Origin of the sequence: Acidovorax sp. NPDC077693 (genome assembly GCF_044542805.1) — a bacterium.
Lineage (GTDB): Bacteria > Pseudomonadota > Gammaproteobacteria > Burkholderiales > Burkholderiaceae_C > Acidovorax.
Genome location: NZ_JBITVD010000004.1, coordinates 277121 through 300680, shown reverse-complemented (window position 1 = coordinate 300680; position 23560 = coordinate 277121). Strand labels below are relative to the sequence as shown.

26 protein-coding genes are annotated in these 23560 nt (G+C 67.3%); 15 read left to right on the top strand and 11 right to left on the bottom strand.

Translation table 11 applies throughout. The features are described from left to right. Positions 1-3: 3 nt before the first annotated feature. The 4 genes from ACIGHN_RS07255 to ACIGHN_RS07240 all read left to right on the top strand — a co-directional run bounded on the left by ACIGHN_RS07255 (position 4) and on the right by ACIGHN_RS07240 (position 1976). On the top strand, positions 4-114 hold the full coding sequence (locus tag ACIGHN_RS07255) for a cytochrome oxidase small assembly protein (RefSeq protein ID WP_232727916.1): 111 nt from the start codon (positions 4-6) through the stop codon (positions 112-114). Positions 115-131: 17 nt separating this feature from the next. Next, entirely contained in the window at positions 132-764 is a 633-nt protein-coding gene (locus ACIGHN_RS07250; protein WP_396503835.1) for a cytochrome c oxidase assembly protein, read from the top strand. After that, positions 761-991, top strand: a complete 231-nt coding sequence (locus ACIGHN_RS07245) for a DUF2970 domain-containing protein (protein WP_396503834.1) — start codon at positions 761-763, stop codon at positions 989-991. The genes ACIGHN_RS07250 and ACIGHN_RS07245 overlap by 4 nt, the downstream gene beginning before the upstream one ends. A gap of 103 nt (positions 992-1094) precedes the next feature. After that, positions 1095-1976, top strand: coding sequence for a cytochrome c oxidase subunit 3 (locus ACIGHN_RS07240; protein ID WP_396503833.1), 882 nt, complete (start codon positions 1095-1097; stop codon positions 1974-1976). A gap of 157 nt (positions 1977-2133) precedes the next feature. Here the strand turns inward: ACIGHN_RS07240 and ACIGHN_RS07235 are convergent, their stop codons facing one another. Then, positions 2134-2364, bottom strand: a complete 231-nt coding sequence (locus ACIGHN_RS07235) for a twin transmembrane helix small protein (protein ID WP_396503920.1) — start codon at positions 2362-2364, stop codon at positions 2134-2136. A gap of 15 nt (positions 2365-2379) precedes the next feature. On the opposite strand from ACIGHN_RS07235, the gene ACIGHN_RS07230 reads away from it, so the two are divergent. Genes ACIGHN_RS07230 through ACIGHN_RS07210 form a run of 5 tightly spaced genes read left to right on the top strand, consistent with a single transcriptional unit; the run spans position 2380 to position 6550 of the window. Next, a complete protein-coding gene (locus ACIGHN_RS07230; RefSeq protein ID WP_396503832.1) occupies positions 2380-3165 on the top strand; it encodes an SURF1 family protein in 786 nt (261 codons plus the stop codon). Continuing rightward, positions 3107-3853, top strand: a complete 747-nt coding sequence (locus ACIGHN_RS07225) for a hypothetical protein (RefSeq protein WP_056417977.1) — start codon at positions 3107-3109, stop codon at positions 3851-3853. The genes ACIGHN_RS07230 and ACIGHN_RS07225 overlap by 59 nt, the downstream gene beginning before the upstream one ends. A gap of 2 nt (positions 3854-3855) precedes the next feature. Next, positions 3856-5037, top strand: a complete 1182-nt coding sequence (locus ACIGHN_RS07220) for a heme A synthase (protein WP_396503831.1) — start codon at positions 3856-3858, stop codon at positions 5035-5037. Then, positions 5034-5933 carry a heme o synthase gene (cyoE, locus tag ACIGHN_RS07215; RefSeq protein WP_056417983.1) on the top strand — a complete coding sequence of 300 codons (900 nt, stop codon included), beginning with the start codon at positions 5034-5036 and terminating at the stop codon, positions 5931-5933. The genes ACIGHN_RS07220 and cyoE overlap by 4 nt, the downstream gene beginning before the upstream one ends. Positions 5934-5938: 5 nt before the next feature. Next, entirely contained in the window at positions 5939-6550 is a 612-nt protein-coding gene (locus ACIGHN_RS07210; protein WP_396503830.1) for an SCO family protein, read from the top strand. 125 nt (positions 6551-6675) lie between these two features. Here the strand turns inward: ACIGHN_RS07210 and ACIGHN_RS07205 are convergent, their stop codons facing one another. Together ACIGHN_RS07205 and rpoH are read right to left on the bottom strand one after the other, a co-directional pair. Further along, complete coding sequence (locus tag ACIGHN_RS07205; RefSeq protein ID WP_396503829.1) at positions 6676-7734, bottom strand: Bug family tripartite tricarboxylate transporter substrate binding protein; 1059 nt, start codon at positions 7732-7734, stop codon at positions 6676-6678. 133 nt (positions 7735-7867) lie between these two features. Beyond that, positions 7868-8809, bottom strand: a complete 942-nt coding sequence (gene rpoH / locus ACIGHN_RS07200) for an RNA polymerase sigma factor RpoH (protein WP_056417989.1) — start codon at positions 8807-8809, stop codon at positions 7868-7870. Between the two features lie 72 nt (positions 8810-8881). On the opposite strand from rpoH, the gene ACIGHN_RS07195 reads away from it, so the two are divergent. From ACIGHN_RS07195 to ACIGHN_RS07185, 3 genes are all read left to right on the top strand, one after another. Next, entirely contained in the window at positions 8882-9271 is a 390-nt protein-coding gene (locus ACIGHN_RS07195) for a hypothetical protein (RefSeq protein WP_396503828.1), read from the top strand. Positions 9272-9299: 28 nt separating this feature from the next. Continuing rightward, the gene (locus tag ACIGHN_RS07190) at positions 9300-9587 is read left to right on the top strand and encodes a hypothetical protein (protein WP_056415001.1); all 288 of its coding nucleotides are present in this window, start codon (positions 9300-9302) and stop codon (positions 9585-9587) included. A gap of 91 nt (positions 9588-9678) precedes the next feature. Then, positions 9679-9972 carry a hypothetical protein gene (locus tag ACIGHN_RS07185; RefSeq protein WP_056167760.1) on the top strand — a complete coding sequence of 98 codons (294 nt, stop codon included), beginning with the start codon at positions 9679-9681 and terminating at the stop codon, positions 9970-9972. 113 nt (positions 9973-10085) lie between these two features. Here the strand turns inward: ACIGHN_RS07185 and ACIGHN_RS07180 are convergent, their stop codons facing one another. Both ACIGHN_RS07180 and ftsY read right to left on the bottom strand, forming a co-directional pair. Beyond that, complete coding sequence (locus ACIGHN_RS07180) at positions 10086-12743, bottom strand: EAL domain-containing protein (RefSeq protein WP_396503827.1); 2658 nt, start codon at positions 12741-12743, stop codon at positions 10086-10088. Between the two features lie 122 nt (positions 12744-12865). After that, complete coding sequence (gene ftsY, locus ACIGHN_RS07175) at positions 12866-13969, bottom strand: signal recognition particle-docking protein FtsY (RefSeq protein ID WP_396503919.1); 1104 nt, start codon at positions 13967-13969, stop codon at positions 12866-12868. 402 nt (positions 13970-14371) lie between these two features. On the opposite strand from ftsY, the gene ACIGHN_RS07170 reads away from it, so the two are divergent. From ACIGHN_RS07170 to rsmD, 3 genes are read left to right on the top strand one after another with little or no spacing between them, the layout of a single operon-like run. Then, positions 14372-15805, top strand: coding sequence for a M16 family metallopeptidase (locus ACIGHN_RS07170; protein WP_396503826.1), 1434 nt, complete (start codon positions 14372-14374; stop codon positions 15803-15805). A gap of 22 nt (positions 15806-15827) precedes the next feature. Continuing rightward, positions 15828-17174, top strand: coding sequence for a pitrilysin family protein (locus ACIGHN_RS07165; protein WP_056417998.1), 1347 nt, complete (start codon positions 15828-15830; stop codon positions 17172-17174). Next, complete coding sequence (rsmD, locus tag ACIGHN_RS07160) at positions 17171-17878, top strand: 16S rRNA (guanine(966)-N(2))-methyltransferase RsmD (protein ID WP_396503825.1); 708 nt, start codon at positions 17171-17173, stop codon at positions 17876-17878. Before ACIGHN_RS07165 ends, rsmD begins: the two co-directional genes overlap by 4 nt. A gap of 285 nt (positions 17879-18163) precedes the next feature. Here the strand turns inward: rsmD and ACIGHN_RS07155 are convergent, their stop codons facing one another. From ACIGHN_RS07155 to ACIGHN_RS07130, 6 genes are all read right to left on the bottom strand, one after another. After that, entirely contained in the window at positions 18164-18595 is a 432-nt protein-coding gene (locus tag ACIGHN_RS07155) for a hypothetical protein (RefSeq protein WP_396503824.1), read from the bottom strand. Further along, positions 18588-19025: a lysozyme inhibitor LprI family protein gene (locus ACIGHN_RS07150; RefSeq protein WP_396503823.1), complete on the bottom strand. Its 438-nt coding sequence runs from the start codon at positions 19023-19025 to the stop codon at positions 18588-18590. The genes ACIGHN_RS07155 and ACIGHN_RS07150 overlap by 8 nt, the downstream gene beginning before the upstream one ends. 77 nt (positions 19026-19102) lie before the next feature. Then, positions 19103-19423 (bottom strand): hypothetical protein, encoded by a 321-nt coding sequence (locus ACIGHN_RS07145; protein ID WP_396503822.1) that lies wholly within the window; start codon positions 19421-19423, stop codon positions 19103-19105. A gap of 8 nt (positions 19424-19431) precedes the next feature. Further along, the gene (locus ACIGHN_RS07140; RefSeq protein WP_396503821.1) at positions 19432-21174 is read right to left on the bottom strand and encodes a TPM domain-containing protein; all 1743 of its coding nucleotides are present in this window, start codon (positions 21172-21174) and stop codon (positions 19432-19434) included. A gap of 53 nt (positions 21175-21227) precedes the next feature. Then, on the bottom strand, positions 21228-22403 hold the full coding sequence (locus tag ACIGHN_RS07135) for a helix-turn-helix transcriptional regulator (protein ID WP_396503820.1): 1176 nt from the start codon (positions 22401-22403) through the stop codon (positions 21228-21230). 341 nt (positions 22404-22744) lie between these two features. Further along, entirely contained in the window at positions 22745-23524 is a 780-nt protein-coding gene (locus tag ACIGHN_RS07130) for a DUF3667 domain-containing protein (RefSeq protein WP_396503819.1), read from the bottom strand. Positions 23525-23560 lie beyond the last annotated feature (36 nt).

Sequence of the window (23560 nt, the reverse complement as noted above, 5' to 3'; positions counted from 1 at the left end):
CCCATGACGCCCGAACAAAAGAAGAGCAACCTGCGGATGGCATTGATCCTTGCTTCCGTGGCCGTCGTCTTCTTCGTCGGGTTCATGGTCAAGGTCGTGCTGATGTCCCGCTGAACAACGCACCGACTGCCATGAGCCTGCACCGCGAAAACGCCAAGATGGTCGGCAAGCTGGTCGTGATCGCGGCCGGCATGTTCGCCTTCGGCTATGTGCTGATCCCCATCTACAAGCACATCTGCGAGATGACGGGCATCAACATCCTGTCGCTCTCCGAGCGGCAGGTGCCAGGCAACGGCGTGGCGGGCAAGGACGTGAAGGTGCCTGCCAACACGCAGGTGGACAAGACCCGCACCATCACCGTCGAGTTCGACGCCAATGCGCGCGGCCCCTGGGACTTCAAGCCCGCGCAGCGTTCGGTGCAAGTGCACCCTGGCGAGCTGACGACGGTGATGTACGAGTTCCAGAACGTGCAAAACCGCCGCATGGCGGCCCAGGCCATCCCGAGCTATGCGCCCCGTCAGGCGGCAGCGCATTTCAACAAGCTCGAGTGCTTTTGCTTCAACCAGTACACGCTCGAGCCCGGTGAGAAGAAGGAGTGGCCGGTGGCCTTCGTGATCGACCCGCGCCTGTCCAAGGACGTGACCACGATCACGCTGTCCTACACCTTCTTCGAAGTCGGTGGCAAGACGCCCCCAGCACCTGAATCGACAGCGGCCGTGGGCAGCGTGCTCCCGGCAGCTCTGGTCACAGGGGCAGGGTCATGAGCGCACCGGTGGAGCAGCCCGCAGTGGCTGCTAAGCCGCACGAACGCAAGGGCTCGCTGCTGCGCACGGTGCGCGCCGTGGCCTGGTCGCTGATCGGCCTGCGCAAGGGCAGCGAGTACCAGCAGGATGTGGAGAAGCTCAATCCGCTGCACATCATCGTGGTCGGCCTGGTGGCTGTCTTCCTGCTGGTGATCGGCTTGATCGGGCTGGTGAACTGGATAGTGTGAGTTGCGTGAATAAGTAGATGAATATTGGTCGAATCGGGTGGGGGACGACGTACCCCGAAGACAAGACCGAGACAAACAAAGATTTTGAGAGCCAGGAGCTGAAATGAGTGCATCGACCCACGGCGGAACCCCGTACTACTACGTGCCTGCAGAGTCTCGCCACCCGGTGATGGCGGCAGCTGGGCTGTTTTTCGTCATCCTGGGCGCAGGCCAATGGATCAACGGCCACGACTGGGGCAAGTATTCCCTGGCCCTGGGCATGGTGTGGTGGCTGTTCGTGCTGTACCAGTGGTTCGGCGACGCCGTGCGAGAGAGCCAGGGCGGCTTGTACGGCCACAAGATCGATATCTCCTACCGCTGGAGCATGAGCTGGTTCATCTTCTCCGAGGTGATGTTCTTCGGCGCGTTCTTCACGGCCCTGTGGTGGGCGCGCTCGCACTCGGTGCCCGCGCTGGGCAGCTTGGACAACGCGCTGCTCTGGCCTGACTTCAAGGCCGTCTGGCCCAGCATCGCCGCGGGCGTCACGGCATCGCCCGCCGGTATCGTGGAGCCCTTCCAGACCGTCGGTCCCTTCTGGCTGCCCACGATCAACACCGCGCTGCTGCTGACCTCGGGCGTGACGCTGACCATCGCCCACCACGCACTGCGTGAAAATCACCGCGGCAAGACCATCGCCTTCATGTGGGCGACCGTGGTGCTGGGCTTCGTGTTCCTGTGCGTGCAGGGCTACGAGTACTACCACCTGTACACCGACCTGAACCTCAAGCTCAACTCGGGCGTGTTCGGCTCCACCTTCTTCATGCTGACCGGCTTCCACGGCTTCCACGTGTTCCTGGGCATGCTGATGCTGCTGGTGATCACGCTGCGCCTGCAAAAGGGCCATTTCACGGCCGACAAGCACTTCGGCTTCGAAGGTGCGGCCTGGTACTGGCACTTTGTGGACGTGGTCTGGCTGGGCCTGTACGTGCTGGTCTACTGGATGTAGGCAGAGCGCCAGGCACTGACAAAAAAAGCGCCGCAAGGCGCTTTTTTGTTTGTTGTTGGGCCAGCCAAGGCGCACCGCTCGCGGCTGCAGGCAGCTTGGTGGGCCCTGCCGGGATGCTTGGCTGCGGGCGACCAGGGGCACGCACCCCCAAGGGCGTTCAGCGGCTCGCAGGCAGCCCCGTGGGTTGGATGTAGCCGAGCTTCCAGGCCAGCAGCAGGCACAAAAACAGCACAATGGACAATCCGACCCGCACTGCCAGGGCCTTGGCCATGTGGTTGCCCTTGGCCCGGTCGTCCTTCTCGCTCCGGCCTCTGCGCATCATGAAGAACAGCGCCGACGCGAGGCTCGCCAAAATAGCAATGAACGCCATCACCACAAGATATTTCATGGAGCCCATTATCCCGTGACCACTGTCCAACGTCCTGTGGGCCTGCGTTTTTGGCTGATCGCGCTGGCTGCGCTGGTAGGCATGGCCATCACGGCCTCGCTGGGCCGCTGGCAGCTGTCGCGCGCGGCCGAGAAAGAGGCGCTGCAGGCTGCGCTGGACGAGCGCGGGCGGCTGCCCGCGATCGATGGGGTGAGCCTGTTCGCCAGCGCGGGCCCCGCAGTGCCAGCCGCAGACACGCAGGCGCTGGTGCACCGTGCGGTGCAGCTCGAGGGGCGTTGGCTGCCTGCGCACACGGTGTACCTCGACAACCGCCAGATGCAGGGCCGCCCGGGGTTTTTCGTGCTCACGCCGCTGCAGCTGAGCGCGCCCGGCGGTGGGGTGGTGCTGGTGCAGCGCGGCTGGGCGCCACGCAATTTCCAGGACCGCACCCAGTTGCCGCTCATCCAGACGCCGGCAGATGCCGTGGTCCGGGTGGAGGGCCGCGTGGCAGCGTCGCCATCGCGGCTGTATGAGTTCCAGGGCGCCGATAGTGCTCAGGGGTCTTCCCGCATCCGGCAAAATCTCGACCTGGCAGCGTATCGCACCGAAACCGGTCTTGCGCTCGCCAATCTCACGGTGCTCCAGACCGGCACGGCAAGCGAAGGCTTGCAACGCGACTGGCCTGTGGTCGGCGCCGGTGTCGACAAACACTACGGTTACGCATTTCAATGGTTCGGGCTCTGTGGCCTGATTGGACTTCTCTATGTCTGGTTCCAACTCGTCCGACGGTTCATTCGCCCGCGCAGCCAGCCTGCCGCCTGAGGGCCAGGGGGACGAGCATCCCCTGGGCCTGACCGTGCACACGCTGCCTGCCGCTGGCGATGCGGTAGCGTCGGCACAGCGCACGCACCACGGCCGCTGGAAGATGCTGGGCGTGTTGCTCATCTGCGCGGCCCCGGTCGTCGCCTCCTATTTCACCTACTACGTCATCCGCCCCGAAGGCCGGCGCAACTATGGCGAGCTGATCGATCCCCAGCGCACCATGCCGGCCTTGACCGCCACGGCGCTCGATGGCAGCCCGGTGCCGCTGTCCTCGCTCAAGGGCCAATGGCTCCTGGTCAGCGTGGCCGGGGGGGCTTGCGATGCTGCGTGCCAGAAGCACCTGTACCTGCAGCGGCAGCTGCGCGAGAGCGTTGGCAGGGAGAAGGACCGCGTGGACTGGGTGTGGCTCGTGAACGATGGCGCGCCCGTGCCTGCCGAGCTGCAGCCCGCGCTGCAGAAGGCCACGGCGCTGCGGGTGGACGCTGCGGCGCTGGGTGCCTGGCTGGCCCCGGCCGATGGCCACCAGCTGGCCGACCACCTGTACGTGGTCGATCCCATGGGCAACTGGATGATGCGTTTTCCGGCTGCCATGGACAGCAGCGGTGCGGCCAAGGCCAAGCGTGACCTGGAACGCCTGCTGCGCGCCTCGTCGTCCTGGGACGAGGCCGGCCGGCCAGGAAAGCCCTGACGATGGACGCGTCACAGCCTTTGTACGACCTCGCGCCGCTGGCCCGCATGATGCTGCTGGGCGTGGTGATCGCGCTGGGCCCGCTCGTGTGGGTGGGGCTGCGCAACCGCGGCACGTCGCCATTGCGCCGCCTGCAGGCGCTCACGGTGCTCACGCTGTTCCTCACCTTCGATCTGGTGCTGTTCGGTGCGTTCACGCGCCTGACCGACTCGGGCCTGGGCTGCCCGGACTGGCCCGGCTGCTATGGCAGCGCCAGTCCCGTGGGCGCCCGCAGCGAAATCGCGGCCGCACAGGAGGCCATGCCCACCGGCCCGGTGACGCACGGCAAGGCCTGGGTCGAAATGATCCACCGCTACCTGGCCACCGGCGTGGGCGTGCTCATCATCGTGCTCACGGTCTCTGCCTGGGTGCAGCACCGCCGCGCGGCGCGGGGCGAGGGCGAGCGACCGCCGCTGAGCCCCTGGTGGCCCACGTTCACGCTGTTCTGGGTGTGCCTGCAGGGCGCCTTTGGTGCGCTGACGGTGACCATGAAGCTCTTTCCTGCCATCGTCACGCTCCACCTGATCGGCGGCTTGGTCCTGCTGGCGCTCCTCTGTGTGCAGGCCGTGCGCCACACCCACACCGCACTGGGCAAGGTCCCCGTGGCGGTGTCCCCAGGTCTGCGCCGTGCGCTGGTGTGGACGGGCGTGTTGGTCAGTGCGCAGGTGGTCCTGGGCGGCTGGGTCAGCACCAACTACGCCGTGCTGGCCTGCACGACCTTCCCCACCTGCCAGGGCAGCTGGTGGCCCGACATGGAGTTTGCGCAGGGCTTTCAGATCTGGCGCGCGCTCGGCATGCTGCAAGACGGCAGCCACATCAGTTTTGCGGGCCTGACCGCTATCCACTATGTGCACCGGCTCGCGGCCTATGTGGTGCTGCTGGCGCTGGGCCTGACCGCATGGCGCCTGCACCGCACCGGCGCGCTGCCGGTGCAGGCGCGTTGGCTGGCAGGCCTGGCGCTGCTGCAGCTGGCCACGGGCCTGTCGAACGTGGTGCTGGACTGGCCCCTGGTCGCCGCCGTGCTGCACACCGGCGGCGCTGCTGCGTTGGTGGTGGTGCTGACCTGGGCCCTGGCGTCCAGCCGCGTGGCTGCCGCCACCCACAATTTTCCTGTGCGTTCCACCGCACCGAGAGTCTCTGCATGACCGCTGTCCCCGCCCTTGCTGCCCCGCCATCGCGCTTTGCGCAGTTCTATGCCCTGACCAAGCCGCGCGTGGTGCAACTCATCGTGTTCTGCGCGCTCATCGGCATGGTGCTGGCGGTGCCGGGCATGCCCACCGCGGCGCAGTTCGGCCTGATGCTCATCGCCTGCGTGGGGGTGTGGCTGGTCGCCGGCGCGGCCGCCGCGTTCAACTGCATCGTGGAGCAGGGCATCGACGCCAAGATGAAGCGCACCGCCTGGCGCCCCACTGCCAAGGGCGAACTGTCCAATGCCCAGACGCTGCTGTTTTCGGCGGCGCTGTGCGCAGCCGGGTCGCTGCTGCTCTACTTCTGGGTGAACCCGCTGACCATGTGGCTCACCTTCGCCACGTTCGTCGGCTATGCCGTCGTCTACACGGTGATCCTCAAACCCCTCACGCCGCAGAACATCGTGATCGGCGGCGCGTCCGGCGCGATGCCCCCGGTGCTGGGCTGGGCGGCCATGACGAACGATGTGGGCCCCGAGGCGCTGATCCTGTTCCTCATCATCTTCCTGTGGACGCCGCCGCACTTCTGGGCGCTGGCGCTGTACCGCGTGGAGGACTACCGCAAGTCCGGCCTGCCCATGCTGCCGGTGACCCATGGCAACGAGTTCACGCGGCTGCAGGTGTTCCTCTACACGCTGATCCTGTTCGCGGGCTGCCTCATGCCCTTCGTGTACGGCATGAGCTCGTGGATCTACCTGGCGGCTGCGGTGGTGCTCAGCGCGGGCTTTTGCGGCTACGGCTTTGCACTGTGGCGCAACTACTCGGACGCGCTGGCGCGCAAGACCTTCCGTTTTTCACTCATCCACCTGAGCGTGCTGTTCGCGGCGCTGCTGGTGGACCACTATGTGCTGTAAATACCATGCTCAAGAGAAATGCTCTTAAAACGATAGCTGTTACCGCCCTGTCCATCAGCGGTGGCGGGCTTTTGACGGCATGCACCGAGAAGAAGGCAGAGTTCCGTGGCGTGGACATCACCGGCGCCGACTATGCACGCGACCTGCCCCTGACCGACCACAACGGCCAGCCGCGCCACATCAAGGACTTTGCGGGCAAGGTGGTGGTTGTGTTCTTCGGCTTCACGCAGTGCCCCGATGTCTGCCCTACGTCGATGCAGGAGCTGGCCGAGGTCAAGCAGATGCTGGGCAAGGATGGCGATCGCCTGCAGGGCATCTTCGTCACGGTCGACCCGGAGCGCGACACGCCCGAAGTGCTCAAGGCCTACATGACCAACTTCGACCCCAGCTTCCTGGCCCTGCGCGGCACACCCGAAGAGCTGGCCGCGGTCGCCAAGGACTTCAAAATCTACTACAAGAAGGTCGACGGCAAGACGCCCACGAGCTACACCATGGACCACTCCGCCGGCAGCTACGTGTACGACACGGCAGGACGCCTGCGGGTGTACAACCGCTACGGCAGCGGCGCGCAAGCTCTGGCTTCGGACGTGAAGGCGCTGCTGGGCGAAGCGGGCTGAGCGGCCGAGCGATCCTCGCCGCCACCACCTCAGTCACTTCCACCACGTCTGCATCGGCAACGCGTGGCGAAACAAAAAGGGCCCGCTTGCGGGCCCTTGGTTTTTATCAGGTACAGCCGAGGCCCTTATTCGGCCTTGATGCCCCGCATGGCGATCACGCCGCCCAGCAGGTTGGTGTCTGCCTTGATGCGGTTGGCCAGGCCCTCGGGCGAGGTGCCCACCACCTGCCAGCCCTGCTGGAACAGCTTGCTGCGCACGTCGGGGCTGCGGGCGATCTCGCTGATCAGTGCCGCCACCTTGGCCTGGATGGGCTTGGGCATGGTGGCCGGTGCCGCGAAGGCGTTCCAGATCTCGAGGTTGAAGTTCGTGATGCCGGCCTCCGCGAGGCTCGGTACGTCCGGCACCAGCGGGCTGCGGCCCGCGGACGTGACGCCGATGGCGCGCAGCTTGCCGGCCTTGACCTGGGCCTGGGCCAGGGCGGGGGGCAGCAGCGCCATCTGCAATTGGCCGCCCAACATGGCCGTGGCCACCTGCGGGTAGCCGGGGTAGGGCACGTGCACGGGGTTGATGTTGCTGCGCGACTTGAGCAGTTCGGTGCCGATGTGGCCGACCGTACCCACGCCCGGCGTGCCGTAGCTCCACTTGTCGCCACCATTGCGGGCCGCCACGAAGAATTCGCGGGCATCGGCCGTGGCGGATACGCCGGGCTGGCTCACGGGCGCGGTCAGCACCAGCGGCGAGGTGCCGATCAGGCTCAGTGGGGCCAGGTCTTTGATGGGGTCATAGGGCACGGCGGGGTTGAGCATCTTGGCGATGGTCATGTTGCCGTTGATCATCAGGCCGATGGTGTGGTCGTCACGCGCCTTGGCCACTGCATCGGCGCCGATGTTGCCGCCCGCACCCACCTTGTTCTCCACGATCACCGGTTGGCCCAGCGCCTTGGACAGGGGCTCGGCGATGGTGCGTGCTGTCAGGTCCGGCGAAGAGCCTGCGGGAAAGCCCACGATGATGCGCACCGGCTTGGTGGGCCACGCCACGGGTGCCGCAGCCGCAGCGGGGGCAGCCGCCGCCGCAGGTTTGGTGGCGGGCTTCTGCGGGGACTGCTGTGCAAGGGCCCATGGCGACAGGGCGGCAAGCGCCAATGCCAGGGCGGCGCGGCGGGGAACAGGGCGTGACAAGAGCATCTCCTTGGAATTGTTCGTTCGGTAGGCTGGAATGACAAAGGGCCCCGACGGGGCCCTCTGGTGGTTGTGCCAGCCGCGAAGCAGCGATGTTAACGCGCTACTTCGTGCTGCCTCTGGCAAACGGTGCGGAAGCTTATGCGTATTCCGCCAGTGCCTTCTTCATCTTCTTCATCGCAGCCACTTCGATCTGGCGGATACGCTCCGCGCTCACACCGTAGACCGCCGCCAGCTCGTGCAGCGTCATGCCGCCGGTGCCGTCGTCGTTGACCTTGAGCCAGCGCTCTTCGACGATGCGGCGGCTGCGGTCGTCCAGGCTTTCCAGGGCCGTGGCGATGCCGTCGGTGGCCAGCGCGTCACGCTGGCGCGACTCGATCATGGCGGTGGGCTCGTGCGAAGCGTCGGCCAGGTAGGCGATGGGGCCGAACGCCTGCTCGCCGTCGTCCGACGGAGCTGGGTCCAGCAGCACGTCGCCGCCCGACATCCGGGTTTCCATCTCGATCACTTCCTCGCGCTTGACGTTGAGCTGCGCGGCCACCGCGTTGATCTCGCTGTCCGACAGGGTGTCGCGGTGGGTCGCTGCATCGGCCGCAGCAGCGTCTGCCTTGAAACCCTGCTTCATGGACCGCAGGTTGAAGAACAGCTTGCGCTGGGCCTTGGTGGTCGCCACCTTCACCATGCGCCAGTTCTTCAGGATGTATTCGTGGATTTCGGCCTTGATCCAGTGCATGGCGTAGCTCACCAGGCGCACGCCCTGTTCAGGGTCGAAGCGCTTGACGGCCTTCATCAGGCCCACGTTGCCTTCCTGGATCAGGTCGCCATGGGGCAGGCCATAGCCGAGGTACTGGCGAGCGATCGACACCACAAGGCGCAGGTGCGACATCACAAGGCGTCCGGCAGCGTCCACATCGCTGTGGTCGCGCAGTTGGCGGGCGTAGGTCTGCTCTTCCTCGGGGGTCAGCAGCGGCAGGCGGTTGACGGCCGAAATGTAGGCGTCCAAATTGCCCAGCGGGGGCACGAGCGCCCAAGGGTTGGAAGGCGCCAAAGTCGTCGTCGCGGTTCCATACTGAATGTTCATTCCAGGAATCCTTTCCTCTAAGCCGTGAATATTAGCACTCGTTCTGATCGAGTGCTAAGCCCCAAGTTCCCTATGTTTGTTCAACCATGGTGCCATGGCATGCAGGCCGCCATGGGTAGGGCGGCATGCGTCGCGGATGTCGGCCAATTCGCACGCAGACCATTGATTCATATGGAATTTATGAAAACTACAACGCCCGCCCAATCGCTGCGAGGGTGTTTGAAAGGTGTCCTATTGCTGCATTGCGTGCAGCTAAAAGAACAAAATTTCAATGATTCCTGCGTTTATTGCGTGTATTCGGTGCTGAAAAGCGATTGTTGCCATTTACAGAACAGTCAGTTCGCGACCAAGCGGTTTTTCTTTGAACACCACCGGCGTACAGTTCAACCCATCGATGAGCCGAACCCGCAAGGCGACTCACCGAACCCGGTTCAAGAATGGTTTTTGTACCGGCTTTATTGAGACGCTTTTAACTTCAAGGACTTTCATCATGAACAAGACCGCACGCTTCCTCTCCATTGCCGCTGTGTCCGCTTTCGCTGCCTTCGGCGCCCACGCTGACGAAGCCGATGCTTCGCAATTCGCCACGAAGTTCGACACGAACCGCACCCGCGCTGAAGTGGCTGCCGAAGCCTCCACCGTCGCCCAGACCCGCAGCATCGAACCCGCAGGCTCCCGCGTCGTGACCTACAAATCCACCGCCGACCGCGCTGCCGTGCGTGCCCAGGCTGCTGACGCTGTGCGCACCGGCCAGATCCCTTCGGGTGAGCAGGGTTGATCTGAATCCAATCGATTCAGCGCCCCGTATCACTGAGTACCTAGGTACTTTCGATCCTCATCCTTATTCACCGCATCACAGGAGTTCCATCATGAACAAGACCGCACGCTTCCTCTCCATCGCCGCTGTGTCCGCTTTCGCTGCTTTCGGCGCCCACGCTGACGAAGCCGATGCTTCTCAGTTCGCCGCCAAGTTCGACACCAACCGCACCCGCGCCGAAGTGGCTGCTGAAGCGACCAGCGTCGCCCAGACCCGCAGCATCGAACCCGCAGGCTCCCGCGTGGTGACCTACAAGTCCACCGCTGACCGCGCTGCCGTGCAGGCCCAGGCTGCCCAGGCTCTGCGCGCAGGCCAGATCTCGTCGGGCGAAATCAGCGCGATGTAATGGCTGGGCTCTGGCCCCGCTGACAAGAAAGGCGCCTCGGGCGCTTTTTTTGTGGCCGGGCGCACTGTGCGGCGCCGGGCGCTGGCCGGGGAGCAAGGCTTGCGAGGTGCAAATCAGCCAGGCAACGATGATTCGCGCGCCTGACGCTCGAACACATCGAGCGCCAGCGGCCGCCCGAACAGGTAGCCCTGGAAGGACCGGCAGCCGTGCGCCAGCAGAAACTCGTGGTGCGCCACGGTTTCCACGCCTTCGGCGATCACGTCCAGGCCCAGGCTGCCTGCCAGCGCGATGATGGAGCGTGCGATCGCCGCGTCGTTGGGCTCTTGCAGCACCCCGCGCACAAAGCCCTGGTCGATCTTGATCTGGTCCAGCGGCAGGCGCTTGAGGTAGCTCAGCGACGAGTACCCCGTGCCGAAATCGTCCAGCGAAAAGCCCACGCCGTGGGCCCTCAGGGCGCGCATGGTGGCGATCACGCTGTCCACGTTGTCCAGCAGCAGGCTCTCGGTCAGCTCCAGCTTGATGCGCGTGGGGTCCGCGCCGGTGTCCTGCAGCAGCTGCAGCACCTGGGCCACGAAGTCGTCCTGCAGGAACTGCCGCGCGCTCACGTTGATGGCCAGCGCCAGCCGGGCCAGTGCGGGGTGCGCGCGCCACAGCGCCTGCTGGCGCAGCGCGGTCTGCAAGACCCAGCGGCCCAGCGGCACGATCTGGCCGGACTCCTCGGCCGGCGCAATGAACTCCGCCGGCGGCACCATGCCGCGCACCGGATGCATCCATCGCACCAGGGCTTCGGCGCCGATGACGTGCCCGTGGCTGTCCACCTGCGGCTGGTAGAGCAGCAGGAACTGCGACTGCCGCAGGCCCGCATGCAGCTCGGTTTCCAGCTGGGCGCGGCGGTTCACGGCCTGCTGCATGTCGGGGTCGAAAAACCGCAGGGTGTTGCGCCCGGCATCCTTGGCGCGGTACATCGCCATGTCGGCCTGCTTGAGCACTTCGTCCACCGAGTCCTGGTGACCGCGCAGCAGCGTGATGCCGATGCTGGCCGAAAAATGGTGCTCGTGGCCTGCCAGGACCGAGGGCTGGCGCAACTGGGCCAGGATCTGCTCGCCCAGCGTGCGCGCCTGTGCGGCGGCCTCCGCTGCATCGCTGCTCAGCGCCTGCAGCACCACCACGAACTCGTCGCCGCCCAGGCGGGCCACGGTGTCCTGCTCGCGCACGCAGCGGCGCAGCTGGTCGGCCATGTCCCTGAGCAGCAGGTCGCCCACCTCGTGGCCGCGGGTGTCGTTCAGCGTCTTGAAGTTGTCCAGGTCCACAAAAAGCACCGCCGTGGTCAGGCCCGAGCGCGCGCCGCTGGCCAGCACCTGTTGCAGGCGGTCCACCAGCAGGCGGCGGTTGGGCAGCTGGGTCAGCGCGTCGTAGAACGCCAGGTACCGCGCCTCGTCTTCGGCGGCCTTGCGTCCCGAGATGTCGATGTCGATGCAGAACATCTCGGCCGGCTGGCCGGGCACGTGGATGTAGGCGTGGCTGGAGAAAACGTGCACGGGCGTGCCGTCCTTGCGGCGCAGTTGCAGCTCGCCCGCGGGGATGGCCTCGCCGGTCGCGAACATCTGCTGCACGTTCTGACGCACCGCCTCGCGCATCGGCGGCGGGATGATCAGGTCCAGCAGGTTGCTGCCCAGCGCCTCTTCGGCCGTGTAGCCGTACAGGTGCTCGGAGGCCTGGTTCCAATAGCTCGTGGTGCCGTCGGCCAGGTAGCCCTGCACCGAGATGGACGGTATGTTGCGCAGCAGCGACCGAAAGCGCAGTTCCGACTCGCGCAGCGCGCTCTCGGCCTGCTTGCGGTGGGTGATGTCGCGCGCGAGGAACACCACCGCCGGCTGGCCGCTCACCGTCACGCCCAGTGGCTGCGCACGCCCCTCGAAATGCCGCAGCCCGGACAACGTCTGCATCTCGTACTCCATGCTGTGTGTCTGGCCCGACGCGAGTGTCTGCGTGACCAGGTGCAGGAATCTGTCTGCCTGCCCGGCGGGCAGCACGTCATGCAGCCGCTGCCCGATGAGGTGCGACGGGCGGGCCGCCAGCGCCGCATCGTCGGGCGACAAGACCTCCACATAGCGGCCTTGTGCATCGAGCACCAGCAGCACATCCGGGATCGCATGCGCAATGGCCCGCAGCCGGGCGGCGCTGCCCGCCAGCGCGCGTTCGGTGGCCAGGCGCTGCTCCACGTCGCGCAGCAGCAGGCCCAGCGCCACCGTGGCAGGCGTGAAGGTGAGCAAGAAGGGCAGCGCCAGCGTCTCGTTCACACGCGCCACCACCGCGGCTGGCAGCCACTGGAACACGCCCAGCAGCGCCGCGTGCACCAGCAGCCCGAACAGTGCCAGCGGCAGCGGCTTCACGCTCAGGTGTCCGCGCGTGCGGGCTTCACGGTAGAGCAGCCCGAGCACCGTGCACAGCGCGATGCTGGCCAGGCCCACGGCGGTGCCGCCGCCGCCCAGCCACAGCCGGCCTGCCGCGGCCAAGGCGGCGGCGATGCAGGCCACCAGCGGGCCGCCGAAGAGGCCGGCCATGCTGAGCACCACCGACCGCGCGTCGAAGATCACCCCCGGCATCAGCACCACGGGGGTCAGCATGCCGACCACGCAGATGCCGCCGAACAACACGCCGGAGACGGCCTGCCCGGTCAGTGGGTGCTGGCGCCACAGGCGAATGCTGGTGCTGTGCAGAAAACACAGAGCCAGCAACAGGGCGAGACCTTTGACCAGCTCAATGAACATGGGCCTTCCGCACGCTTCTTCCAGAAGGGGAAAGCCCCATCATGGGGGAATTGCCGGGATCCGTAAACGTGAAAATGGCCCCGGGGCGGGGCCATGGTGTCGGGCGGAGCGTGGTGCCAGGGTCAGTTCAGCAGTGCCTGCGCGAATTCGCGGGCGTTGAAGGTTTCCAGGTCTTCCAGCTTCTCGCCCACGCCGATGAAGTACACCGGGATGGGGCGCTCCTGCGCGATGGCGGCCAGCACGCCGCCCTTGGCCGTGCCGTCGAGCTTGGTCACGATCAGGCCGGTGAGCTGCAGGGCATCGTCAAAGGACCGTACCTGGGCCAGCGCGTTCTGGCCGGTGTTGCCGTCGATGACCAGCAGCACCTCGTGCGGCGCCGTGGCATCGGCCTTGGTCACCACGCGGCGGATCTTTTTCAGCTCTTCCATCAGGTGCAGCTGCGTGGGCAGGCGGCCGGCCGTATCCACCAGCACCACGTCCTTGCCGCGTGCCTTGCCGGCCGTCACGGCATCGAAGCTCACGGCAGCGGGGTCGCCGCCTTCCTGGCTCACGATCTCCACCGTGTTGCGGTCGGCCCAGACACCCAGCTGCTCACGCGCTGCGGCGCGGAAGGTGTCGGCCGCGGCCAGCAGCACGGCGGCGCCTTCGTCGGCCAGGTGCTTGGTGAGCTTGCCGATGGACGTGGTCTTGCCCGCGCCATTGACGCCCGCCACCATGATCACGGTGGGCGTGAACTCGCCGATGACCAGCGGCTTTTCCAGCGGGCGCAGCAGGTCGGCCAAGGCGTCCGCCAGCAAGCCCTTGACCGCGGCGGGATCGGTGGCCTTGGCCTCCTTCACCCGGCGCTTGAGGTCCAGCAGCAGGTGCGTGGTGGCCTTGACGCCGGTGTCGGCCATGAGCAGGGCTTCTTCCAGTTCTTCATACAGCGCATCGTCGATCTGCGTGCCGGTGAAGACCGTGGTGATGCTGGTGCCGGTCTTGCGCAGGCCGGACTTGAGGCGGTCGAGCCAGCCCGTGCGTTCCGCCGGTGGCGGCGCGACGGCGGGGGCCGGTGCCGGTGCGGGCGTCAGGGCAGGCGCGGGCGGCACGGGGGCCAGCACCGGGGCTGGTGCCGGGATGGACGGCGAGGGCGTTGGGACCCGCAGCGCGGGGGGAGGCGCGGGAGGTGACGTGGGCGCAGGCGCCTGTGCGGGCGTCGACGGCGTCACCGGGACGGGCGAAAACACCGGTGTTGCTGCAGATGCCACCGCAGGAGCAGATACCGGTGCGGGTGCGTTTGCAGGTGCGGTTGCAGGTGCAGCCACCGGTGCGGCTGCCGGCGCCGCGGGTGCAGGCTCCGCCGCCTTGTTGCCGAAGGGATTGCGCAGCCAGCCAAAGGCCGACGGGGCCGGTGCAGCGGCCGGGGGCACGGGGGGCACCGGCGCCGGTGCCTGGGTGGCCGGCGCGGCAGGCCACGACGATGGCACGGGCGCGGCTACAGGGGCTGTGGGGGCGATGGGCGGCGTCGGCGCGGCTGTGGCCGGGGGCGCGTCCGCAGGTGCGGCGGCTTCCGGGGCCGGGGTGGACTCGGGGGAGGGCTTTTTCTTGAAAAAACTGAACATTGGCGGGTTCTTAGAATCAGCCATTCTATGAAACGCGCTTTCACCCTCCTGGCCCTGGTGGCCTGCCTCTCGTCCGGGGCTGCCTTTGCGGCGACCACCCCGGCTGTCCCAACCCCCGCCACGCCGTCGAGTACGGCCTCTGGCGCAGAGCTGTTCACGCTCAAAAACGGCATGCAGCTCATCGTGCAGCCGGACCGCCGCGCGCCGACCGCGGTGCACATGGTGTGGGTGCGCGTGGGCTCCATGGACGAGGTCGACGGCGTCACGGGCGTCGCCCACGTGCTCGAGCACATGATGTTCAAGGGCACCAAGACGCTGCCGCCCGGCGACTTCTCGCGCCGCGTCGCGGCCCTGGGCGGGAGGGAGAACGCCTTCACCAGCCGCGACTACACGGGCTACTACCAGCAGATCCCGTCCAACCGGCTCGAAGACGTGATGAAGCTCGAGTCCGACCGGTTTGCCAACAACCAGTGGCCGGACGAGGAGTTCAAGAAAGAGCTGGAGGTGGTGAAGGAAGAGCGCCGCCTGCGCACCGAAGACCAGCCCCGGGCCATGCTGTCCGAGCAGCTTTTTGCCACCACCTTCATCGCATCGCCCTACCGGCGCCCCATCATCGGCTGGATGAGCGACCTGGATGCGCTCACCCCCAACGACGCCCGCGCCTTCTACCGCCAGTGGTACACGCCCACCAATGCGGTGGTCGTGGTGGCCGGCGATGTGGAGCCCGCCAAGGTACGCGCGTGGGCCGAAAAGTACTACGGCAGCATCCCCGCCCATGCGCTGCCCGAGCGCAAGCCGCGCATCGAGCCCGTGCAGCAGGGCATGCGCCGCATCGCCGTCAAGGCCCCTGCGGAGCAGGCCTACGTGGCGCTGGCGTTTCGCACGCCCAGCCTGGAGCGGCTGGACAAGCTCACCGACGCCGACAACGACGCTTTGGCATTGATGGTGTTGTCGGCCGTGTTCAGCGGCTACGACGGCGCCCGCCTGGACCGCGCCCTGACCCAGGGCGAGAACCGTGTGGCCGACAGTGCCAACAGCGGCGCCATGGTCACGGGCCGCGGTCCCAGCCTGTTCATGCTCAGCGGCGTGCCGGCTGCGGGCAAGACGGCGCAGCAGGTCGAAGACGCGCTGCGCGCCGAAGTCACCCGCGTGGCGCGTGACGGCGTGAGCGAGGCCGAACTCGCACGCGTCAAGACGCAGTGGATCGCCTCCACCGTGTACGAGCGCGACTCCGTCATGAACCAGGCCCAGGAGCTGGGCGGCAACTGGATCCAGGGCTTTCCGCTCGACGCCAACGAGCGCCTGCTGGCGCTGCTGCGCACCGTGACGCCCGCGCAGGTGCAGGCCGTGGCCGCCAAGTACTTCGGCGACGACCAACTGACCGTCGGCACGCTGCTGCCGCAGCCGCTGGATGGACCCCGCCCCCGCCCCACACTGCCGCCCGGCGCTGTGATCCGTTGAACCCGCACTGGGGCCATTCCACATGATTACTATCAAAAATATAGCTGCTCGCGCTTGTCTGATAAGCGCTGGAGCAATTTTTTCTTCAAGCCCGGCCTGGGCTCTGCTGCCCATCCAGCACTGGACGGAGGCCAACGGCGCCAAGATCTACCTGGTCGAAAGCCCGGTCATCCCGATGGTGGACGTGCAGATCGACTTCGATGCCGGCAGCCGCCGCGACCCTGCGGGGCAGGAGGGCCTGGCCAGCGCCGTGGCCGCCATGGCGTCCAAGGGCGTCAAGGCCGCGGGCAATGAGCCCGCGCTGGACGAAAACGGCCTGGGCGAGGCCTGGGCCGATCTGGGCGCGAACTTCGAGGCCGGCGCCGAGAACGACGTCCTGCACTATTCCCTGCGTTCGCTCACCGACCCGCCACTGCTCGACAAGGCCGCCCGCCTGGCCGCGCGCCAGATCGGCGAGCCCAGCTGGCCCGCCGATGTCTGGCCCCGCGACCGCGCACGCTGGACCGCCAGCCTGAAGGAAGCCAACACGCGTCCGGCGACCGTGGCGGGCTACGCGTTCGCCTCGGCCGTGTACGGCAGCCACCCGTACGGCCGGCGCACCACCGAAGAGAGCCTCGCCCGCGTCAACATCGCGGACATGCAGACCTTCCACACCCAGCTCATCGCGGCCTGCCGCGCCAAGGTCAGCATCGTGGGCGCCGTGTCGCGCGCACAGGCGCAGACGCTGGTGGCCACGCTGCTCTCGCGCCTGCCCGCCACGTCGGGCTGTGCGCCGCTGCCAGCGGTGGGCGAGATCAACGCGCTGGCCGCGCCGGCCGAGCAGAACATCCCGTTCGCGTCGGCCCAGGCGCATGTGCTGATCGGCCAGCCCGGTTTTCAGCGCCGCGACCCGGACTTCATCGCGCTGCTGGTGGGCAACCACATCCTGGGCGGCGGTGGCTTCGTCTCGCGCCTGACCAACGAGGTGCGGGAAAAGCGCGGCCTCTCGTACAGCGTATACAGCTACTTTGCGGCCGGCATGCATGCCGGTGCCTTCACAGTGGGCCTGCAGACCCGCCCGGACCAGGCGGCCCAGGCCGTCAAGGTCTCGCGCGACGTCATCGCCCGCTTCGTGGCCGAAGGCCCCACCGAGGCCGAGCTGCGCGCGGCCAAGGACAACCTCATCGGCGGCTTTGCGCTGCGCATCGACAGCAACAAGAAGCTGCTGGGCAACGTGGCCAACATCGCCTGGAACGACCTACCGCTCGACTACCTGGACAAGTGGACCCAAAAAGTCGACGCATTGACCGTGGCCGAAGTGCGCGCCGCCATGGCCCGCAAGCTGCAGCCCGAGCGCATGGTGACCGTGGTGGTGGGAGGCAAGCCATGAGCCGCTCCACACTGCGCCCAAGCGCACTGTCGCGCATCCTGCCCGGTGGCGGACCCGCTGGCGGCAAGGCCGGTGCAGTTGCGCCAGCGCCTGCCAAGAAAGCGCCCAAGGACGCCGCCGCATCTGCCGTGGTGCACAAGGGCGCGGGAGAGATCCGCATCATCGGCGGCCAGTGGAAGCGCACCCGCCTGTCCGTGGCCCGCCACCCGGGCCTGCGGCCCACTCCCGACCGCGTGCGCGAAACGCTCTTCAACTGGCTGGGCCAGGACCTGACCGGCTGGCGCTGCCTGGACGCCTTCGCCGGCACCGGTGCCCTGGGCCTGGAAGCCGCGTCGCGCGGCGCCGCAGCCGTGCAACTGGTCGAAAACGATGCCGCCCTGGTCGCGCAGCTGAACACCCAGCAGCAGCGCCTGAAGGCCACCACCGTACGCGTGACCCGCGGCGACGGCCTGTCCGCGCTGCAACAGGCCGGCCCCGGCAGCCTCGACCTGATCCTGCTCGACCCCCCGTTTGGCAGCGATATCTTCGGCAAGGCATTGCAGGCCGCAGCACGCGCCGTGGCGGCCGATGGGCACATCTACCTGGAAGCACCGCGGGTGTGGGTGGACGAGGAACTGGCGGATTGGGGTCTGGTGGTGCACCGGCATCTGAAGGCTGGGGCGGTGCACGCGCACTTGCTGCGCCGGGGAGCGGTCAGCACCTGAATAGGTCCGCTCGTCGTTCGTGGCGATCTGGCGTCTGGTGGGGTTTGACGCGCCCCAGCGTTGGGCTTCCAGACTTTACGGTGTGTGGTGGAGGCGAGCTGGGCCGATGTGTACGACGTCACGGCCTCACGCAAAAGTTTGCTCTGCGCAATCGTTTGTCGTGCTCCGCGCGCCAGGTCCCACTGCTGCGGTTGGGGTGGTGTCTCGTACGGTCCTGGAATGTGGCGTCTCCAGTGCTGCTTGCGCTTGTCTGCAGTGCGCAAATACCTATGCTTTCAGGGGCAATCAGGACTGTGAGGCTGTATCTGGCGGCCGGGTGCCTTCTTCGATCACGGTCAGTGCCAGTCCGCGGTCGGTCAGTGCGTAGGCCAAGGTGTAGCGGTGGTTGGCAGCGAGTGTGGCCCGGCCATCGGGGTAGGCACCATCGTTCACGTGGATGATCTGGCGCCGGGCCAACTGGATGCGCGTCTTGCGGTAGTGCGCGGCAGGCTCTGCCGGCAGGGCGTGCCAGCGGCTTGTCTGGCCCGGGGCCAGGGGGCCCAGTTCCACGGCGGTACCGTGGGTGGGCAGGCCCTGCCACACTTGCTCGAAGGGTTCATGGGAGTCGTTGCGGATGCGCAGCCACACGCGTGCGCCGCCCTGGGCGCGGCCTGGGTGGGCCAGCAGTGCGCACCACGCGGCCAGCAGGGCTCGGCGGGCAGCAGGCCGCTCATTCATTTTTCAGGCTTTGCAGGTCGCGGCTCAGGTCGCACACGCGGGCGCGCCGGCGCTCCAGGGCGGCCCCGCCAATGTTCAGGGCGGCCGAACTGCCTTGGTCGGCATGCATCGCGACGTCCCATTGGCCCTGTGCGGTGTCGAAAGCCAGCCATGCGCGCTGCGCCGCACGCAGCGCATCACGCCGGGCAGGGCCTGCGGCCTTGAGTGTCTGGGCGTAGATGCGATTGAGCTCCTTGTCCCACGCCGCATAGGCGGCGGACTGGGCGTCGTGCAGGTCGACGGTCACGCCACCGCTGCGCGCGGAGGCAGCGCCAAGGGCCTTGTCGATGGGGTGGGCGGTGGTGGGCTGGCCGCAGAAGTGTTCGGCTGCGTGGGCGGCGCCGGAGGCCATGAGTAGGGCGAGGGTGATGGTGTGCAGGGTGCGGAGCATGGTGGGTTGGGAAAGGTTGTCGCTTTTCATATAGCCCAGGCGTTGGTGCCTGCATTGCGGGATGCGGCGGCATTCGTTCATGCACCCACCCACAGCAGCACCATGAACGTAGCCAGCACCGCCATAACGGTATAGACCGCTACGGCGCATGTGCCAGCTGCCGCTACGCTGGCCAGGCCCGACCAGCCGCGCGCGAGCCCCCACTGCGCCATGTGCCGGGCCAGGAACAGGCCCGCGATCCAGATGAGCGCCAGCAGCAGTGCCATCGTGCCCAGCAGGCGGGCGCCCTGTGCGGAGTTGAGGCCGTTGCTGCCCAGCAGGACGGTGAACATGAAGAACAGCGCGGGCAGCAGGTTGGCGGCGCCGGTGAGCGCCATGGCCAGGGTGGTGGTGCGCATGCCGGTCGTCACTCCGTGACCGCGTAGCTCAGCAGGTCCAGCGACTGCGTGTCCTTGGGGTTCCACGACAGGCCGGCCGCGCGCGCGATCACGGTGTAGGTCTTGCCCTGCTCGAGTTTGCCGCCGGGCATCAGCGCCTCGGTGCGTGGGTCGATGTAGAGCATGGTGGTCAGGCCTTCGGCGCTGCGCAAAAGCACGGCTTTTGCGCCGGCCTTCAGCTTTGCCTCATTCACCCAGGCGCTTTTGACGCCCGTGGGCGGTGCCAGGTTTTCCACGGTGCCCGACAGGCGGGTGATCTTGCGCCAGGTCTTGCTTTGCTTGGGGTCCGTCACCTTGCCGTTCTCGGCGGCATCGGTTTTTTGCAGGTCACCCAGCGAGCTGTAGGCGATGGTCCAGTCCGAATGGCTGGTGTCGCGGCGGATGTGGTCGGCCGCGAGCATCAGGTTTTCCGTCCAGTTGCCGCACGCGTTCTTCTTTTTGCACAGGGTCCAGGCAGTCTTGATCCAGCGGTCGAGCTGGGCAGCCTTGTCCTGGCTGCCCATGTCCAGTGCCACGCCCGCGCCCAGCACGGCCGCGGCCTGGCCCTGCTCCGGGGCGACCACCAGCACGGCGCCGTTGCCCACGTCGAGCTTGCCCACGCGCAGCTGGCGCATCATGGCCTGGGCGTATTCCTCGGCGGTCTTGCCGTTCAGGTCCTTCACCAGCAGGGTGACGATCTCCACGCCGGTCTTCTGTGCATGGTCGTGCATCTGCTTTTCGAACTGTGCGCGGATCGTAGGGTCGAGGATGCCGAACTCGTCGTAGATGAACTGGACCCCCTTGGAGGGCAGGGCGTTGGCGTCTGCCTTGGGCAGGACCTGGGCCACGGCTGCCGTGGCGGCGGGTGCCGGTGCGGGCGCTGCCGCAATGGCAGGGGCATTGGCGGGTGCAGGGGCGGGCTTGGCGACTGGCGTCTGCGCTGGGGTGGCTGCGGTCGCTGCAGGCGCAGGAGTGGCCGCTGGCGCAGGCCCCTGGGCCACGGCGACGGACTTGCCGCCTGGGGTGCCGCCCTGGCATGCGGCGCCGCCGCCCTGCAGCTCGCAGGCTTCCGTCCAGCCTGCGGCAATGGCGGCCAGGCGCTTGCGGCGGCCGGGGTGGGTCTCGCCGTCCTTCTCGGGGATCAGCGTGGCGATGGCGTTCTGCGCGTCCTTGAGCGGCGCGCCCATCTTGTACAGCACAAAGCCGCTGAACTTGTCCGATTCCAGCTCGATGGGCGGCTGGCTGCCGCCGGGCACGATCGTGTGCCCCGACAGGTGGTGTCCGATCTCGTGCGCCATGATGCTCACGGGCGCCCAGTTGTTGGCCTTGGTGGCACGGATCACGTCGCCCATGAAGGACGGGTTGTAGGCGATCACGCGGCGCGGCACTTTGTCGGGGCCCTGCATGATGACGGCCGCCGCGTTGGGTACCTGACCTTCCACCACCACGAAGTTGGCGGGCAGGCCGGTGTATTTCATGATCTCGGCCACCACCTGCTTGCCGGTGCCGCCCCCCTTGGACAGGTCGGGCGGCGAGAACGCCACCGGGCTGCCGTCGTACGAGCAGGCCTGCAGCGTGGCGGCCAGCTCGGCGACGAGCTGCGCCTTGGTGGGCTTGGGGCCCGCGGTGGCGGCGGCCTTTTGCGCCAGCGCGACGCCCGCGCAGGCCAGGCCCAGCAAGGCGGCGCAGGCGATGGCGACGGGGCGGATGTTGGCGGTGGGGATGTGCTTCATGCGGTCAGGCTCCTGGGTCTGGGATATGTATGGAGAAGGAGAGGGATGGAAATTCAGGGCTGGACGATGGCCGCCACGCGCAGCACGCGCTGGGCCAGTTCGGTCTGGCCGCGGGTGCCCGTCTTGGCATACAGACTGGCCAGCTGGGTGCGCACCGTGGGCATCTTCACGCCCTGGTTGTCGGCCATCTCGCGCGGGGTCATGCCCTGCAGCAGCAGCGGCAGCAGGGCGCCTTCAGCGGGCGTGAGGCCATAGAGCGCGCTGCACACGGGCATTGCGGCCTGCGTGTCCTGCACGGTCTCCGGCACCAGAACGAACTGCACCAGCGGGTCTTGCAGTGCCGCCCCCGGCTGGCCGCGCAGGGGCGCGGCCAGGGCGACCAGCGCGTGGTGGTGTGAGGTCTGCAGGCGTGCCGACACCGGTGTGCGTGTGCTCAGGCACGCCGTGAGCAGCGGCGGCAAGGCTGCGTGGACCTGGGCGAGCTGCAGCGGCTGGCGCGCATGCCAGCCCGTGGCGTGGCGCAGCAGCACGCGGCAGTCGTCCTGCACGCCCATCCAGTAGCGAGCGTGGTCGTTCAGGTAGCGCACCGTGCCGTGGGGGTTCACGTGCAGCAGGCCCAGCGGCAACTGGTCCAGCGTGCGCTCCAGCGCGGCGGTGTGGCGCTCGGCCAGACGCAGGCGGCGCTGGGCGCGCATGAGGCTGCGCACCCAGGGCGTGACCGCGCGCAGCTGGGCGAACTGGGCGGGGTTGAATTCGGGTTGGCCCAGTTCGTTGTACAGCGCCAGCACGTGCATGCCGCACTCGGGCGACGCCTCGACGATGCTGTTGACCATGGCGTCGATGCCCAGGGGCCGCAGGTAGTCGGCGTAGAACGCGCTTTTCTTCAGCGCGCTGGTGGCCACCAACTGCTGGCTGAGGGAGCCGCCGCGTGCCAGCGCCTGCTCGTGCTGTCGCTCCAGCGCGTCGCTCCAGGCGTCCTTCACCTGGATGAGGTCGGCGTAGCGCTGCAGAAAGTCGTCGGGCATGCCCCACTGGCTGGCCGCGAGCGGGTCGCCTTCGCCGGGCAGCGGGCAAAACAGCACGAGCTTGTGGCTGCCCAGGGCCTCGCCCAGGTGGCGCAGCAGGCGCGGCGCCATGTCGGGCTCGCCCAGGGCTTCCAGGCTCTCGGCCATCAGGGTCTCGAACCCTGCAATCCCGAGCTGTTGCCCATGCCAATCCTTGCTGCTCAATGCGCGCTCCCCGGTTGTGTCGATGAATGCGCCGGATGGTAGGAGCGGCAGGCTCGCAGTCACATCATTCAGGTGAATGATGTGGCGGACTTTTCACACATTTCATGAAGTTTTGAGGAGCGTTGTGGCGGCCGTGCGTGCCGAACCTCAACCGCCGGCGCGACCGCCGCACGCTCTGGGGACCCTCTGCACGAATCATCGCGCCGTGGGCACCTGCGGTCTCGGGCGGCCTGCGGCGTTGCAAATACTCGCAATAGCTACGGCTATGGCTGCGTTTTGCGCCTTGCACTCCATCCCGATCCGCACTGCACACTTGGCAGCTCGATTCGTGCAGAGGATCCCTAGAGCCCCATCTGCCACAGCACGACCTCGACCACGCCGCGGGCATACAGCGCCGTCGCCTGCCACTTGAGCACGGCGAACAGCGCGCCGGCCAGCAGCAGACGCACCGCGTCGCGCCGCACATCGAGCAGGTAGAACTGCCGCAGGGCCAGCATGAACGCCAAAGCCTGCAGTGCGGTCATGTACCAGGGAGACCACTGCTTGTGCCACTTGAGCAGGGCGGGCGAATGCGCCAGCACCAGGGGCAACTGGTTGGCCATCTGCAGCGCGATGAACACCGACTGGCAGTACAGCGCCAGCGTCAGCAGCTCGGTGGCGTTGTAGCCCAGCCGGCGTCGAAACAGCAGCCAGGCGCTGGCGAATGCGGCCACCGCGCCCAGCGAAAACGACCACTTCGAATAGGCGCTCACCAGGGCATACATGCTGGCGGCGGCCTCGCTCGGAAATTCGGGCGTGAGGTAATCGGTATGGCCCAGCACGATCAGCAGCAGGCCGATGGCCAGGCACAGCAGCGTGAGCGGGTGCAGATGGTCCTTGCGCTGCCCGAGCACGTATTCGCGCGCCAGCGTGCCTGGCTGCGGCAGCACGCGCAGGGCGTGGCGGATCACCTCCCATTCAAACCAACGAAACCGGGCCCACGCCTCTTTGCGCACCGTCGCCGCGCCCATGCGGCCGGCCTTCTTTTGCCCGCACTGCGCGCAGTAGGGGCCGGTGAGGAGGGCGGTGCAGTTCAGGCACTGCGGGGTGTCGAAAATCGCGTCGGTGGTGGGGGAGGTCACGGGTGGGGCATCAAGGCAAGGGCTGCGCATCGTAGG